This window comes from Pseudoxanthomonas koreensis, from assembly GCF_041890415.1.
GTDB classification, from domain to species: Bacteria; Pseudomonadota; Gammaproteobacteria; order Xanthomonadales; family Xanthomonadaceae; genus Pseudoxanthomonas; species Pseudoxanthomonas koreensis_A.
This window is the reverse complement of the sequence record NZ_CP169056.1, coordinates 685,153-701,497: the sequence shown is the minus strand read 5'-3', so window position 1 is coordinate 701,497 and position 16,345 is coordinate 685,153. Positions and strand designations below refer to the sequence as shown.

Here is a 16,345-nt window from a genome sequence, read left to right as displayed (position 1 = left end):
CCAGCCTGCCGGCGGGATGGACCCGGGGCATTACTCGCCGGCGGCTTCCGGCGTCGCGGCCGGCTCCGGTGCCCCGGCCAGCGTCTGCATCTCCGACTCGGTGAGGCCGGAGGCACTGCGGCGGCGCTGGCTGTGGTACGCCAGGCCGGTACCGGCCGGGATCAGGCGCCCGACGATGACGTTCTCCTTGAGCCCGCGCAGGCCGTCGCGGGTGCCGCGCACGGCCGCCTCGGTCAGCACGCGGGTGGTCTCCTGGAAGGAGGCCGCCGAGATGAACGACTCGGTCGCCAGCGAGGCCTTGGTGATGCCCAGCAGCACCGGCTCGAACTTGGCCGGGATTTCGTTGCGGGCCACCAGGCGGGCGTTCTCCTCGATGACGCGCTGGCGCTCGGCCTGCTCGCCATTGAGGAACTTCGAACCACCCTGGTCGGAAATCTCGACCTTGCGCAGCATCTGCCGGGTGATGACCTCGATGTGCTTGTCGTTGATCTTCACGCCCTGCAGCCGGTACACGTCCTGGATCTCCTTGACCAGGTAGGCCGCCAGCGGCTCGATACCGAGCAGGCGCAGGATGTCCTGCGGGCTCGGCTCGCCGTCCACCACGGTTTCGCCCTTGGTCACGTGCTCGCCCTCGAACACGATGATCTGGCGGTACTTGGGGATCAGCTCCTCGTGCTCGCCACTCTCGCCATCACGGATGATCAGACGCTGCTTGCCCTTGGTGTCCTTGCCGAAGCTGACCACGCCCGAACGCTCGGCGAGGATCGCAGGATCCTTCGGCTTGCGCGCCTCGAACAGGTCGGCCACGCGCGGCAGGCCGCCGGTGATGTCGCGGGTCTTGGAGGCCTCCTGCGGGATCTTGGCAACCACGTCGCCCACGCCCACCGGCACGCCGTCCTGCAGGTTCACCAGCGAGCGCGGCGGCAGCAGGTACTGCGCCGGCAGGTCGGTGCCCGGGATGCTCAGGTCCTTGCCGTCCTTGTCGACGATGCGCACCAGCGGACGCAGGTCCTTGCCCTGCGAGCCGCGGCGCTTGGGATCGGTGATCTCGCGCGAGGCCAGGCCGGTCAGCTCGTCGGTCTTCTCGATGACGGTGATGCCGTCGACGAAGTCCACGAAGCGGATGAAACCGGCCACCTCGGACACGATCGGGTGGTTATGCGGGTCCCAGTTGGCGACCGACTGGCCGGCCTTGACGTCGGCACCATCCTTGACGGTGATGGTCGCGCCGTACGGCAGCTTGTAGCGCTCGCGCTCGCGGCCGTGCGGGTCGAGGATGGAGATCTCGCCCGAACGCGACACCGCCACCAGGTGGCCGGCGGCATGCTCGACCGACTTGAGGTTGGTGAACTTCGCCGAGCCGGTGGTCTTGACCGTGATGCTGTCCACCGCCGCCGCACGCGAAGCCGCGCCGCCGATGTGGAAGGTACGCATGGTCAGCTGGGTACCGGGCTCGCCGATCGACTGGGCAGCAATCACGCCCACGGACTCGCCGATGTTGACCAGGTGGCCACGGGCCAGGTCGCGGCCGTAGCAATGCGAGCACACGCCGAACGCCGATTCGCAGGTGATGGTCGAGCGGACCTTGATCGCCTGCACGCCAGCCTCTTCCAGCCGCGCCACCCAGATCTCGTCCAGCAGGGTGTTGCGGGTGACGATGGGATCCTCGTCGTTGCCGGGCAGGAACACGTCCTCGGCCACAACGCGGCCGAGCACGCGGTCGCGCAGCGGCTCGACCACGTCGCCGCCTTCCACGATCGGGGTCATGGTCAGGCCATGCACCGTGCCGCAGTCGACCTCGGTGATCACCACGTCCTGGGCCACGTCGACCAGGCGACGGGTCAGGTAACCGGAGTTGGCGGTCTTGAGCGCGGTATCGGCCAGGCCCTTTCGCGCGCCGTGGGTGGAGTTGAAGTACTCCTGCACGTTCAGGCCTTCGCGGAAGTTGGCCTTGATCGGCGTCTCGATGATCGAGCCGTCCGGGCGGGCCATCAGGCCACGCATGCCGGCCAGCTGGCGGATCTGCGCCTGCGAACCACGCGCGCCGGAGTCGGCCATGATGTACAGCGAGTTCATCGACTTCTGCGCGATTTCCTCGCCCTTGGCGTTGACCACCTTGTCGGTGCCGATGGTGTCCATCATCGCCTTGGCGATGCGCTCGTTGGTGCGCGACCAGATGTCGACCACCTTGTTGTAGCGCTCGCCGGCGGTGACCAGGCCGGACTGGTACTGCTCCTGGATCTCCAGGACCTCGGCCTCGGCCTCGTTCAGGATGCCCTTCTTCTCGTCCGGGATCAGCATGTCGTCGATGCCGATCGACACGCCTGCGCGGGTGGCGAAGGCGAAGCCGGTGTACATCAGCTGGTCGGCGAACACCACGGTGTCCTTCAGGCCCAGCTTGCGGTAGCAGGAGTTGATCAGGCGGCTGATGTTCTTCTTGGTCAACTCGGTGTTGGCCAGCTCGAACGGCAGGCCCTCCGGCAGGATCTCGGCCAGCAGCGCGCGCCCGACCGTGGTATCCACGATCGAGGTCTTCCTCTGCTTGGTGCCGTCCTCCTCGGTCACCAGCTCGGTGATCCGGACCTTGACCTTGGCGTGCAGCTCGACCACCCGGTTGTCATAGGCGCGCTTCACCTCGGCCACATCCGAGAACACCATGCCCTCGCCCTTCCTGTTCTCCAGGGCGCGGCTCATGTAGTAGAGGCCGAGCACCACGTCCTGCGACGGCACGATGATCGGCTCGCCGTTGGCCGGCGAGAGGATGTTGTTGGTCGACATCATCAGTGCGCGCGCTTCCAGCTGGGCCTCCAGGCTCAGCGGGACGTGCACGGCCATCTGGTCACCGTCGAAGTCGGCGTTGAACGCGGTGCAGACCAGCGGGTGCAGCTGGATGGCCTTGCCCTCGATCAGCACCGGCTCGAACGCCTGGATGCCCAGGCGGTGCAGGGTCGGCGCGCGGTTCAGCAGCACCGGGTGCTCGCGGATCACCTCTTCGAGGATGTCCCACACCTCGGCCTCTTCACGCTCGACCAGCTTCTTGGCGGCCTTGATCGTGGTGGCCAGGCCGCGACGCTGCAGCTTGGCGAACACGAACGGCTTGAACAGTTCCAGCGCCATCTTCTTCGGCAGGCCGCACTGGTGCAGGCGCAGGTACGGGCCGACCACGATGACCGAACGGCCGGAGTAGTCCACGCGCTTGCCGAGCAGGTTCTGGCGGAACCGGCCCTGCTTGCCCTTGATCATGTCGGCCAGCGACTTGAGCGGGCGCTTGTTGGTGCCGGTGATGGCGCGGCCACGGCGGCCGTTGTCCATCAGCGCGTCAACCGACTCCTGCAGCATGCGCTTCTCGTTGCGCACGATGATGTCGGGCGCATTGAGTTCCAGCAGGCGGCGCAGGCGGTTGTTGCGGTTGATGACGCGGCGGTACAGGTCGTTGAGGTCGGAGGTCGCGAAGCGGCCACCATCCAGCGGCACCAGCGGACGCAGGTCCGGCGGCAGCACCGGCAGCACGGTCATGACCATCCACTCCGGACGGTTGCCGGACTCGATGAAGGCCTCGACCAGCTTGATCCGCTTGGTCAGGCGCTTGAGCTTGGTCTCCGAACCGGTGGCGGCGATCTCTTCGCGCAGGCGGGCCATCTCGGCCTGCAGGTCGATCGTGCGCAGCAGCTCGTACACCGCCTCGGCGCCCATGGCGGCGTCGAAGTCGTCGCCGTGCTCCTGGCGCGCGATCAGGTACTGCTCCTCGTTGAGCAGCTGGCGACGCTCGAGCGGGGTCAGGCCCGGCTCGGTGACCACGTAGGCTTCGAAATACAGGATGCGCTCGATGTCACGCAGGGTCATGTCCAGCATCAGGCCGATGCGCGAGGGCAGCGACTTGAGGAACCAGATATGCGCAACCGGGCTGGCCAGGTCGATATGGCCCATGCGCTCGCGGCGCACCTTGGCCAGGGTGACTTCGGTGCCGCACTTCTCGCAGACCACGCCACGGTGCTTCATGCGCTTGTACTTGCCGCACAGGCACTCGTAGTCCTTGGTCGGCCCGAAGATGGCGGCGCAGAACAGGCCGTCACGCTCGGGCTTGAAGGTGCGGTAGTTGATCGTCTCGGGCTTCTTCACCTCGCCGAAGGACCACGAGCGGATCAGGTCCGGCGAAGCCAGGGCGATCTTGATCGCGTCGAAATCCAGCGTCTGGCGCTGCTGGTTGAAGAGATTGAGCAGGTCTTTCATTTTCTTCTCCGGGAATCGGGATTCGAGATTCGGTATGCGTCGATCCGGAATTCAGGTGGTCGAGGACGGCTGCCGCCAATCCCCAACCCCCGGGTTCCGGTTTACGGACCTCACTCGTCTTCCAACTCCATGTTGATGGCCAGCGAGCGGATTTCCTTCACCAGGACGTTGAAGGATTCCGGCATGCCGGCGACCATCTCGTGGTTGCCGTCGACGATGTTCTTGTACATCTGGTTGCGGCCCTGCACGTCGTCGGACTTCACCGTCAGCATTTCCTGCAGGGTGTAGGCCGCGCCGTAGGCTTCCAGCGCCCAGACTTCCATCTCGCCGAAGCGCTGGCCGCCGAACTGCGCCTTGCCGCCCAGCGGCTGCTGGGTGACTAGCGAGTACGGGCCGGTCGAACGGGCGTGCATCTTGTCATCGACCAGGTGGTTGAGCTTCAGGTAGTGCATGTAGCCCACCGTGACCGGACGCTCGAACGCCTCGCCGGTACGGCCGTCGTGGAGAACGGTCTGGCCGCTGCTGGGCAGCTCCGCCAGCTCGAGCATCCGCTTGATCTCTGCTTCGGTGGCACCGTCGAACACCGGGGTGGCCATCGGCACGCCCTCGGTGAGGTTGCGGCTCATCCCCAGCAGCTCCTCGTCACTGAACTGCGACAGGTCCACGCGCTCGCCTACCGCGGTGCGGTCGTGGTTGTAGATGTCCTCGAGGAACTTGCGCAGGTCGGCCACCGCGGTCTGGGCCTCGAGCATGCGCTGGATCTTGCGACCCAGGCCCTTGGCCGCCCACCCCAGGTGCACTTCCAGGATCTGGCCGATGTTCATGCGCGACGGCACACCCAGCGGGTTGAGCACGACGTCCACCGACTCGCCGCTGGCCATGTACGGCATGTCCTCGACCGGCACGACATTGGAGACCACGCCCTTGTTGCCGTGGCGGCCCGCCATCTTGTCGCCGGGCTGGATGCGGCGCTTCACCGCCAGGAACACCTTGACCATCTTCAGCACGCCCGGGGCCAGATCGTCGCCCTGGGTGATCTTGCCGCGCTTGTCGGCAAAGCGGCGCTCGAACTCCTTCTCGTGCGCGGCGATCTGCTTCTGTGCGCGCTCGATGGCGTCGGAGGCATCCTCGTCCTTCATCCGCAGGGCGAACCAGTCGGCCTTCTTCAGCCCATCCAGGTAGGCATCGGAGATGGTGTCGCCCTTCTTCAGGCCGGGGCCGCCATTGGCGACCTGGCCCACGATCTGCGAGCGCAGGCGCGCATAGATCGCCGCTTCCAGGATCCGGAACTGGTCGTCGAAGTCCTTCTTGACGCGCTTGATCTCGGATTCTTCGATCTGCTTGGCGCGCTTGTCCTTCTCGATGCCGTCACGGGTGAAGACCTGCACGTCGATGACGGTGCCGTCCATGCCCGGCGGCACGCGCAGCGAGCTGTCCTTCACGTCGGAAGCCTTCTCGCCGAAGATCGCGCGCAGCAGCTTCTCTTCCGGGGTGAGCTGGCTCTCGCCCTTCGGCGTGACCTTGCCCACCAGGATGTCGCCGGCGCGCACCTCGGCACCGATGTACACCACGCCGGACTCGTCCAGCCGGCCCAGCGCATGCTCGGACACGTTCGGGATATCGGCGGTGATCTCTTCCGGACCCAGCTTGGTATCGCGGGCCGCGCAGGTCAGCTCCTCGATGTGGATCGTGGTGTAGCGGTCCTCCTGGACCACGCGCTCGGACAGGAGGATCGAGTCCTCGAAGTTGTAGCCGTTCCACGGCATGAACGCGATCAGCATGTTCTGGCCCAGGGCCAGCTCGCCGATGTCGGTCGAGGGACCATCCGCCAGCACGTCGCCGGTCGCCACCCGGTCACCGACATGCACCAGCGGGCGCTGGTTGATGCAGGTGTTCTGGTTGGAACGGGTGTACTTGGTCAGGGTGTAGATGTCCACGCCGGCGTCGTGTTCGCCGGAGATCTCGACCTCGTTGACCTTGACCACGATGCGCCCTGCATCGACCTGCTCGATCACACCGCCACGGCGGGCGTTCACCGTCACGCCCGAGTCGCGCGCCACCGCACGCTCGATGCCGGTGCCCACCAGCGGCTTTTCGGCGCGCAGCGTCGGCACGGCCTGGCGCTGCATGTTGGCGCCCATCAGTGCGCGGTTGGCGTCATCGTGCTCCAGGAACGGAACCAGCGCCGCGGCGACCGACACGGTCTGCATCGGCGACACGTCCATGTAGTGGATTTCCGAGGCCGGCTTCAGCAGCGACTCGCCCTGGTGGCGGCACGGGACGAAGGCTTCGGTCAGCTTGCCCTTGCCGTCATGGGCGGCATTGACCTGGGCAATGACGTACTCGTTCTCCTCGATCGCCGAAAGGTAATCGACCGCGTCGGTGATCATGCCGTCCACGACCTTGCGGTACGGCGTCTCCAGGAAGCCGTACTGGTTGGTGCGGGCGAATACGGCCAGCGAGTTGATCAGGCCGATGTTCGGGCCTTCCGGGGTTTCGATGGTGCAGACGCGGCCGTAATGGGTCGGGTGCACGTCACGCACCTCGAAGCCGGCGCGCTCGCGGGTCAGGCCGCCCGGGCCCAGGGCCGAGACACGGCGCTTGTGGGTGACTTCGGACAGCGGATTGTTCTGGTCCATGAACTGCGACAGCTGCGAGGAGCCGAAGAACTCCTTGATCGCGGCGGCCACCGGCTTGGCGTTGATCAGCTCCTGCGGGGTCAGGCCTTCGGACTCGGCCATGGACAGGCGCTCCTTGACCGCGCGCTCGACGCGGACCAGGCCGACGCGGAACACGTTCTCGGCCATTTCGCCGACCGAACGCACGCGGCGGTTGCCCAGGTGGTCGATGTCGTCGACCACGCCGCGACCGTTGCGGATCTCGGTCAGCACGCGCAGCACGTCGAGGATGTCGGAGGTATCGCCCTGGGCGGCGACCAGCCGCTTGGACTCCTCGTCATTGCGCTCGCCGAAGTACTTGGAATCGAACAGCACGGCGGGGCCGAGCACGTCCTTGCGACCGACGCGGCGGTTGAACTTCATCCGGCCAACGGCCGACAGGTCGTAGCGCTCGAAGGTGAAGAACAGGTTGTGGAACAGGTTCTGCGCCGCTTCCTTGGTCGGCGGCTCGCCCGGACGCATCATCCGGTAGATCTCGACCAGCGCCTCCAGCTGGGTGCGGCTGGGGTCGATGCGCAGGGTGTTGGACAGGTACGGGCCACGATCGAGGTCGTTCACCCACAGGGTGCCGACGCTGTCCACACCGGCCTTGCGGAATGCCACCAGGTGCTCGTCGGTGATCTCGTCGTTGGCGGCGGCCAGCAACTCGCCGGTGCTGGCATCGACCACGTCATGGGCCAGGATCCGGCCCAGCAGGTACTCGTCCAGCACCGCCAGCGCGGTGATGCCCGACTGCTCCAGCTGGCGCACGTGGCGCGCGGTGATGCGCTTGCCGGCCTCGACGATCACCTTCTCGCCGTCGGCCAGGTCGAAGCCCAGGGTCTCGCCGCGCAGGCGCTCGGGCACCAGCTCCAGCTGCACGCCTTCGTCCGGGTTGATGTGGAAGGTGTTGATCTCGAAGAATGCGCGCAGCATTTCCTCGTTGTTGTAGCCAAGCGCGCGCAGCAGGATCGTCACCGGCAGCTTGCGACGGCGGTCGATACGGGTGTACAGGGCGTCCTTCGGGTCGAACTCGAAGTCCAGCCAGGAGCCGCGGTAGGGAATGATGCGGGCGCTGTACAGCAGCTTGCCCGAGCTGTGGGTCTTGCCGCGGTCGTGGTCGAAGAACACGCCCGGGCTGCGGTGCAGCTGCGAGACGATGACGCGCTCGGTGCCGTTCACGATGAAGGTGCCGTGCTCGGTCATCAGCGGGATCTCGCCGAGGTAGACCTCCTGCTCCTTGACGTACTTGATCGCCTTGGTGGACGACTCGCGGTCGTAGATCACCAGGCGCACGGTCACGCGCAGCGGGGCACCGTAGGACAGGCCGCGGTTGCGGCACTCGCGCTCGTCGAACACGGGCTCGCCCAGCTTGTAGCCGACGTACTCCAGCGCGGCATTGCCGCTGTAGCTGGAAATCGGGAACACCGACTTCAGGGCGGCGTGCAGGCCCTGTTCGCGGCGCTTGGCCGAATCGGTGTCGGCTTGCAGGAAATCACGATACGAGTCGACCTGGATGGCCAGCAGGAACGGCACTTCCAGGATCGAGCGCTGCTTGCCGAAATCCTTGCGGATGCGCTTCTTTTCGGTGAACGAATAGGACGTCATGGTCTACCACCTTTGGCAGTGCGGGCCGCGCGTCCGCGGCTCGGGGGAATACGTGAAGCTGTCAGTCGGGAGTCGCTGGTATTGCCGGCACCAGCACGCCATCTCTCGCTACTTCCGACTACCAGCTCCGCATGCGGGGAAACTGGGTTTGGCTGTGTTGCGCCGGGTCAAGCCCGGGTCCCGCCGGTCCGCAACCTGGTCACGCCGGGTTGCTGGATCCGTAACGACCAAAGGCCGGGAGCATCCGCCCCCAGCCTTGGCCTGTTGCCTTCATTCCCGCCGGAGCGGGAAGCGCGTTGCAGCAGCCGAATGGCTGATCATTCAATCCCTTCTGTTCTTTCGATCAAGTCGATATGCCGGAAAACCAGCAACGCTGGACTCGCAGGGACATGGGATGACGCACCGGCAAGGCCGCCGACGCCATGTGGCGCCGACGGCCCGATGCATTACTTGAGCTCGACGGTGGCGCCGGCAGCCTCGAGGTCCTTCTTGAACTTCTCGGCCTCGTCCTTGGACACGCCTTCCTTGACGTCCTTCGGTGCGCCTTCGACCAGGTCCTTGGCTTCCTTCAGGCCCAGGCCGGTGATGGCACGCACGGCCTTGATGACTTCGACCTTCTTGTCGCCGGTGGCCTTCAGCACCACGGTGAACTCGGTCTGCTCCTCGGCAGCCGGGCCGGCGGCGGCCGGGCCAGCAGCCACGGCGACCGGGGCGGCGGCGGACACGCCAAACTTCTCTTCGATGGCCTTGACCAGCTCCATCACTTCCATGAGGGTCTTGCCGGCGACGGCTTCGACGATCTGCTCGTTGGACAGGGACATTTTGATTTACCTTCTGAAATGTTTTCTGGAAAGGGTTGCGGGTTCGTCGACGCGCTTACGCTTCCGCTTCGGCAGCGGCTGGTTCGGCCGGCGCAGCTTCGCCACCACCCTGCTGCTCGCCAACGGCCTTGACCGCGCGGGCAAACATGGTGGCCGGCTCGGCCAGGACGCGGGCCAGCATGGACAGCGCCTGCTCGAGCGTCGGCAGCGACGCCAGGACTTCGACATGGCTGGCCGGGTACACCTGGCCACCCACGGCGACCACCTTCGGCTGCAGCTTGTCGTTGCCCTTGGCGAACTCCTTGATCAGGCGACCGGCAGCGCCGGGCTCCTCGGTCGAGAACGCATACAGCAGCGGACCCACGAGCGCTTCCTTGGTGCACTCGAACTCCGTGCCTTCGACGGCGCGCGCGGCCAGCGTGTTCTTGACAACCTTCAAGTACACGCCGTTCTCGCGGGCCTTCTTGCGCATCGCGGTCATCTGCTCGACCGTGGTGCCTGCGTATTCGGCGGCGATCAGGGAGTGCGCCTTGGCGGCGACGTCGGCCAGTTCGGCGACGACTTCCTTCTTCTGGGACAGATTGAGAGCCATAACACTCCTCCGTAGTCACTCCGCTTGCGGCTCCTGCCGCTTGCGGTCCTGGGCGGCGCCCTTCCGTGCGCGCCGGGGATGCCTCGGGCATCCCGGTGCTGGCCATCTGATCCGGCGTCCCGAGTCGGGTCTACCGGGAAAACTTCCAGAAGGCGGCACCATCTGCGCAGGTTTCCGGCCCCTTCGGGCCTTCGATTAAGCAGTCCCGCTGCATCGACGGCGAATCCGTGCCAGTGCGAGCATCCATGCCCGTCGTCGATGTGCGCCGACCGCACCTGCGGTCTTTGACGGCTGTCGCCGGGGTGAACCGGCAACCGCCCTCAAAATGCCGCCCGACGCTCGCGCGCCAGGCGGATGAAACGATTACTTCAGGCTCAGCGAGGCCTGATCGATGGTCACGCCCGGGCCCATGGTCGAGCTGAGCGAGACCTTCTGCAGGTAGGTGCCCTTGGAGGTCGCCGGCTTGGCCTTGATCAGGTCCAGCAGCAGCGCCTGCAGGTTCGACTTCAGCGCATCGTCACCGAAATCGGCCTTGCCGATGGTGGTGTGGATGATGCCGGCCTTGTCGGTGCGGTAGCGCACCTGGCCCGACTTGGCGTTCTTGACCGCCTCGGCCGGGTTCGGCGACACGGTGCCGACCTTCGGGTTGGGCATCAGGCCGCGCGGGCCCAGCAGGGTGCCGAGCTTGCCGACCACGCGCATGGCGTCCGGCGTGGCGATGACCACGTCGTAGTTCAGGTCGCCGGCCTGCATCTTCTCGGCCAGGTCATCCATGCCCACCGCGTCGGCACCGGCAGCCAGCGCCTCGTCGGCCTTGGCGCCGGCCGGGGCGAACACGGCCACGCGCACGCTCTTGCCGGTACCAGCCGGCAGCACGGTCGAACCGCGCACCTGCTGGTCGGACTTCTTGGCGTCCACGCCCAGGCGCACGGACACGTCCACGGCCTCGACGAACTTGGCCTTGGTGAAGCCCTTGATGATCTTCAGCGCGTCATCGATGGGGTAGGCCTTGCCGGGCACGACCGCCGCCTTGATCGCCTTCTGTCGCTTGTTCAGTGCCATGTCCTCAGCCCTCCACCGACAGGCCCATCGAACGGGCCGAGCCCGCGATGGTACGTACAGCTGCATCCAGATCCGCCGCAGTCAGATCGGGCTCCTTCGCCTTGGCGATCTCCTCGAGCTGCTTGCGGGTGACCTTGCCGACCTTCTCGGTGTTCGGGCGCTTGGAGCCGGACGTGACCCCCGCGGCCTTCTTCAGCAGGATGGTCGCCGGCGGCGTCTTGGTGATGAAAGTGAAGGTGCGGTCCGAATACGCAGTGATGACCACCGGGATCGGCAGGCCCGGCTCGAGCTTCTGCGTGGCGGCGTTGAACGCCTTGCAGAACTCCATGATGTTCAGGCCGCGCTGGCCCAGCGCGGGACCGACCGGCGGCGAGGGGTTGGCCTGCCCGGCCTTCACCTGCAGCTTGATGTAACCGACGACTTTCTTTGCCATTTCAATGCTCTCCGGGTGCAAGCGCCCATGCGGGCTCCCCATCGTTCCGGGAAGGACTCACGCGTCCCGGCGTCGCGTCGACACTTGAAAACATCACGCAGGAGGCCGCCTGGACGGCGGCCGACGCGCATGCCCGGCGATTCCAGGCAGGAAGCCGGGCATTGTAGCAAGCTTTTTGCCGCGGCGCAGGCCGCGCCGGTCAGGCCTTCTCGACCTGGCCGAACTCCAGCTCCACCGGGGTTGAGCGGCCGAAGATCAGCACCGCCACGCGCAGGCGGCTCTTCTCGTAGTTGACTTCCTCGACTACGCCGTTGAAGTCGTTGAACGGGCCGTCGTTGACCCGGACCATCTGGCCCGGCTCGAACAGCACCTTCGGGCGCGGCTTCTCCACGCCTTCCTGCACGCGCTGCAGGATTGCATCGGCCTCGTCATCGCTGATCGGCAGCGGGCGATCGGCGGTACCGCCGATGAAACCCATGACCTTGGAGGTCTCCTTGACCAGGTGCCAGCTCTCGCTGTCGATGCGGGGGATGCCAGCCTCGTCGTGGGTCTCGATCTGCACCAGGACATAGCCCGGGAAGAACTTGCGCTCGGAACGGCGCTTCTGGCCGGCACGCATCTCCACCACTTCTTCGGTCGGCACCAGCACATCGCCGAAACGGTCTTCCATGCCGGCGCGCACGATGCGATCGCGCAACGCCTGCGCGACGGACTTCTCGAAACCGGAATAGGCGTGGACCACGTACCAGCGCTTCACTGCGACATTCTCCTCAGCGACCCAGGTTCAGGAACAGTTCGATCGCCCACTTCACGACGAAATCGAAGCCGGCCAGGATCAGGCTCAGGATCACCACCACGGCAATCACGACCCAGGTCATGCTGGTGGCCTCCTGGCGGGTCGGCCAGACGACCTTGCGCAACTCGAAGCGCGATTCGGCCAGGAACTCGCGCAGGTCGTGCCCGCGCTGGCTGGTCAGGAATACCAGGGCGCCCGCCACCACGCCGGCAGCCACCGCCAGTCCGCGCAGCGGACCGGACCAGTCGCCAAGCCCGGCCCCGCGCTCGGGCGAGGAAAACCAGAACCAGACGAACAGGCCGGCAAGCACCAGCAGTGCGGCCAGCACGTACTTGATGACCTCGCCACTGCTGGCGGTGGACTGGGCCGAATCGGTCTTGCTGTTCAAGTGGCTGTCGCTCTCGTTACCGTTGCGGCCCTGGAAGCCGGCCGCAGGCTTGTCGGGAAGTGGCACGCCAGGAGGGACTCGAACCCCCAACCTGCGGTTTTGGAGACCGCTGCTCTGCCAATTGAGCTACTGGCGTACGTTGCTGAAACCTTGCCTTCCCTTAGACGGCGAAGGCGGACCGTGGTTCCGGCCCGCCCTTCGCGCTTTCCGGCGAACCCGTCGCCGGGGGTCCGCATGGGCTTACTTGATGATCTTGGCCACCACGCCGGCGCCGACGGTACGGCCGCCTTCGCGGATCGCGAAGCGCAGGCCTTCGTCCATCGCCACCGGGTTGATCAGCGACACCGCCATCTTCACGTTGTCGCCCGGCATCACCATCTCCACACCCTCCGGCAGCTCGCAGGCGCCGGTGATGTCGGTGGTGCGGAAGTAGAACTGCGGACGGTAGCCCTTGAAGAACGGGGTATGACGGCCACCCTCGTCCTTGCTCAGCACGTACACCTCGGCCTCGAAGTCGGTGTGCGGCTTGATCGAACCCGGCTTGCACAGCACCTGGCCGCGCTCCACCTCGTCACGCTTGGTGCCGCGCAGCAGCAGGCCCGCGTTGTCGCCCGCCTGGCCCTGGTCCAGCAGCTTGCGGAACATCTCAACGCCCGTCACCGTGCTCTTGGCCGTCGGACGGATGCCCACGATCTCCACTTCGTCGCCCACCTTGATGATCCCGCGCTCGATGCGCCCGGTCACCACCGTGCCGCGACCCGAAATGGAGAACACGTCCTCCACCGGCATCAGGAACGCCTTGTCCACGTCGCGCTCGGGCGTCGGGATGTAGGTGTCCAGTGCCTCCACCAGCTGCAGGATCGCCGGCACGCCAATCTCGGACTGGTCGCCTTCCAGCGCCTTGAGCGCCGAACCCTTCACGATCGGGGTGTCGTCGCCCGGGAAGTCGTACTTGCTCAGCAGCTCGCGTACTTCCATCTCCACCAGCTCCAGCAGCTCGGCGTCGTCCACCATGTCCGCCTTGTTCAGGAAGACAACGATGTACGGCACGCCCACCTGGCGGGCCAGCAGGATGTGCTCGCGCGTCTGCGGCATCGGACCGTCAGCGGCCGAACACACCAGGATCGCGCCGTCCATCTGCGCAGCACCGGTGATCATGTTCTTCACGTAGTCGGCGTGACCCGGGCAGTCCACGTGCGCGTAGTGGCGCGTCGGGGACTCGTACTCCACGTGCGAGGTCGAGATCGTGATGCCACGCGCCTTCTCTTCCGGCGCCATGTCGATCTGGTCGTACGCCTTGAACTCGCCGCCAAAACGCTCAGCGCCGATCTTCGTCAGCGCCGCCGTCAGCGTCGTCTTGCCGTGGTCAACGTGACCGATCGTGCCCACGTTCACGTGGGGCTTGGTGCGCTCGAACTTACCCTTGGCCATGGCTGCTTCTTCTCGATATCGGGGTTGTCTTGGAACCGGTAGCCCGGGTGAAGGGCTTCCCGCGTGTCCGCCACCCGCAGGGGCGACGGAGAAGATGGTGCTCACGAAAGGAATCGAACCTTCGACCTCCTCCTTACCAAGGAGGTGCTCTACCGACTGAGCTACGTGAGCGTGAAACTGCTACTGCATGGAACAACGGGCGCGGCGCAATGGAGCGGGAGACGGGAATCGAACCCGCACCATCAGCTTGGAAGGCTGAGGTTCTACCATTGAACTACTCCCGCGAGGGGAACCGCTACCCGGCCGACCGCTCCGGGTGTTGCCACGATGTTCCGGTACCGCACTGCAAAAACCTGGTGGAGGGAGGTGGATTCGAACCACCGAAGGCGTAAGCCAGCAGATTTACAGTCTGCCCCCGTTGGCCGCTTGGGTATCCCTCCGGAATTTCCCGCCGGCCAACAAATGCAACCGGGGTGAAACAGCCCTCAATTCTGACCACCCCCGAAGCCGATGTCAACGCATCGGCGCGCTCCGGCGGCAAGGTCAGACGTTGAAGCGGAAATGCAGCACATCGCCTTCCTGGACCCGGTATTCCTTGCCCTCCAGGCGCATGCGCCCGGCCTCGCGCGCTCCGGCCTCGCCCTTGTACCGGATGAAGTCGTCGAAGGCGATGGTTTCGGCCCGGATGAAGCCCTTTTCGAAGTCGGTGTGGATCACCGCGGCGGCCTGCGGCGCGGTGGCCCCGGCCTTCACGGTCCAGGCGCGGACCTCCTTCACCCCGGCGGTGAAGTACGTCTGCAGGCCCAGCAGCTTGTAGGCGGCACGGATCACCCGGTTCAGGCCCGGCTCGTCCAGGCCGAGGTCGGCCAGGAAGGCGTCACGGTCGGCGTCGTCCAGTTGCGCCAGCTCCTCCTCGATGGCCGCCGACACCGGCACCACCTCGGCACCCTCGGCGGCGGCACGCGCGCGCACGGACTCCAGGTGCGGGTTGTCGTCGAAGCCGTCCTCGAGCACGTTGGCGATGTACAGCACCGGCTTGAGGGTGAGCAGGAACAGGTCGCGCACCAGCGCCTTCTCCTCGTCGTCCAGACCGGCCTGGCGCCCGGCCCGGCCCTCGGCCAGCGCGGCCTGCAGCTTGAGCAGCACCGGCTTGCGTGCGATCGCCTCCTTGTCGCCGCCCTTGGCCGCGCGCTCGGCGCGGTTGAGCGCCTTCTCCACGCTGTCCAGGTCGGCCAGGGCCAGCTCGGTGTCGATGGTGTCGATGTCGGAGATCGGATCGACCTTGCCGGCGACATGGATGATGTCGCCGTGCTCGAAGCAGCGCACCACGTGGGTGATCGCATCGACCTCGCGGATGTGGGCCAGGAACTTGTTGCCCAGGCCCTCGCCGCTGGCCGCGCCTGCGACCAGGCCGGCGATGTCCACGAACTCCACGGCGGTCGGCACGACCTTCTGCGGATTGATGATCTGCGCCAACTGGTTCAACCGCGGGTCCGGCACCGGAACCACGCCCACGTTCGGCTCGATCGTGCAGAACGGGAAGTTGGCGGCCGCAATGCCCGCCTTGGTCAGCGCGTTGAACAGGGTCGACTTGCCGACGTTCGGCAGGCCGACGATGCCGCATTTGATGCCCATCTTGATGAGATCCGGAATTGGGGATTCGGGATTCGGGATTGCCGGCGTACGCGCCAATCCCGAATCCCCAATCACTAATCCCTGCTCGTGTGCAGCCGTTTCATCGCCTCGTTGACGTCGCCCGCCACGGCCAGCGGAAGCACGTCGATGGCATCGTCGATGGCGCGGTCGATCAGGATCTGGTCGTCCTTGCCGGCGCGGCCCAGGACCCAACTGGTGACGCGATCCTTGTGCCCGGGATGGCCGATGCCGATGCGCAACCTGTGGAACCCGCCATGGCCCAGGTGGGTGATGGTGTCGCGCAGGCCGTTCTGGCCCCCGTGGCCGCCATCGAACTTCAGCCGTGCCGCGCCGGGCGGCAGGTCCAGTTCATCGTGTACCAGCAGCGCTTCGTCGGGTGCGAACTTCCAGTACCGCAGCGCGGCGGCCACCGACTTGCCGGACAGGTTCATGAAGGTGGCCGGCTTGAGCACCCACACGCTGCGATCGCCCAGGTCGACCCTGGCGGTCTCGCCGAACAGCTTCGGCTCCAGCCCGAAGCGCGCGCCCGAGCGCGCGACCAGGGCATCGGCCAAACGAAACCCGGCGTTGTGCCGGGTGTTGGCATGCTCCGGCCCGGGGTTGCCGAGCCCGACGATGAGGCGAAGTCCAGCCATTCCAGGAAGGCACCGCGGCTTCCGCCCGGCGGACCG

The 16,345-nt window shown here is 66.2% G+C and carries 11 protein-coding genes and 4 tRNA genes; all 15 read right to left on the bottom strand.

What is annotated here, in order from left to right; genetic code table 11:
• Positions 1-30: 30 nt before the first annotated feature.
• A complete protein-coding gene (gene rpoC / locus ACEJ41_RS03225; RefSeq protein WP_374013357.1) occupies positions 31-4,230 on the bottom strand; it encodes a DNA-directed RNA polymerase subunit beta' in 4,200 nt (1,399 codons plus the stop codon).
• A 110-nt stretch (positions 4,231-4,340) separates the two neighbouring features.
• Entirely contained in the window at positions 4,341-8,495 is a 4,155-nt protein-coding gene (rpoB, locus tag ACEJ41_RS03220; protein WP_374013356.1) for a DNA-directed RNA polymerase subunit beta, read from the bottom strand.
• A 446-nt stretch (positions 8,496-8,941) separates the two neighbouring features.
• Positions 8,942-9,316: a 50S ribosomal protein L7/L12 gene (rplL, locus tag ACEJ41_RS03215; protein WP_374013355.1), complete on the bottom strand. Its 375-nt coding sequence runs from the start codon at positions 9,314-9,316 to the stop codon at positions 8,942-8,944.
• 55 nt (positions 9,317-9,371) lie between these two features.
• The gene (rplJ, locus tag ACEJ41_RS03210; protein ID WP_374013354.1) at positions 9,372-9,908 is read right to left on the bottom strand and encodes a 50S ribosomal protein L10; all 537 of its coding nucleotides are present in this window, start codon (positions 9,906-9,908) and stop codon (positions 9,372-9,374) included.
• Between the two features lie 363 nt (positions 9,909-10,271).
• Positions 10,272-10,970, bottom strand: coding sequence for a 50S ribosomal protein L1 (rplA, locus tag ACEJ41_RS03205; RefSeq protein WP_374013353.1), 699 nt, complete (start codon positions 10,968-10,970; stop codon positions 10,272-10,274).
• A gap of 4 nt (positions 10,971-10,974) precedes the next feature.
• A complete protein-coding gene (gene rplK / locus ACEJ41_RS03200) occupies positions 10,975-11,403 on the bottom strand; it encodes a 50S ribosomal protein L11 (protein ID WP_374013352.1) in 429 nt (142 codons plus the stop codon).
• A 199-nt stretch (positions 11,404-11,602) separates the two neighbouring features.
• Complete coding sequence (gene nusG, locus ACEJ41_RS03195) at positions 11,603-12,160, bottom strand: transcription termination/antitermination protein NusG (protein WP_374013351.1); 558 nt, start codon at positions 12,158-12,160, stop codon at positions 11,603-11,605.
• Between the two features lie 13 nt (positions 12,161-12,173).
• Positions 12,174-12,587 (bottom strand): preprotein translocase subunit SecE, encoded by a 414-nt coding sequence (secE, locus tag ACEJ41_RS03190; RefSeq protein ID WP_374014052.1) that lies wholly within the window; start codon positions 12,585-12,587, stop codon positions 12,174-12,176.
• Positions 12,588-12,647: 60 nt separating this feature from the next.
• Positions 12,648-12,723, bottom strand: a tRNA-Trp gene (locus ACEJ41_RS03185).
• Between the two features lie 104 nt (positions 12,724-12,827).
• Positions 12,828-14,018: an elongation factor Tu gene (gene tuf, locus ACEJ41_RS03180; protein ID WP_374013350.1), complete on the bottom strand. Its 1,191-nt coding sequence runs from the start codon at positions 14,016-14,018 to the stop codon at positions 12,828-12,830.
• 95 nt (positions 14,019-14,113) lie between these two features.
• A tRNA-Thr gene (locus ACEJ41_RS03175) sits at positions 14,114-14,189 on the bottom strand.
• A gap of 39 nt (positions 14,190-14,228) precedes the next feature.
• A tRNA-Gly gene (locus ACEJ41_RS03170) sits at positions 14,229-14,302 on the bottom strand.
• Positions 14,303-14,372: 70 nt separating this feature from the next.
• Positions 14,373-14,458: transfer RNA gene (locus ACEJ41_RS03165), tRNA-Tyr, on the bottom strand.
• Positions 14,459-14,561: 103 nt separating this feature from the next.
• Positions 14,562-15,653 carry a redox-regulated ATPase YchF gene (gene ychF / locus ACEJ41_RS03160; protein WP_374013349.1) on the bottom strand — a complete coding sequence of 364 codons (1,092 nt, stop codon included), beginning with the start codon at positions 15,651-15,653 and terminating at the stop codon, positions 14,562-14,564.
• Between the two features lie 74 nt (positions 15,654-15,727).
• On the bottom strand, positions 15,728-16,309 hold the full coding sequence (gene pth / locus ACEJ41_RS03155; RefSeq protein WP_374013348.1) for an aminoacyl-tRNA hydrolase: 582 nt from the start codon (positions 16,307-16,309) through the stop codon (positions 15,728-15,730).
• Positions 16,310-16,345: the final 36 nt, after the last annotated feature.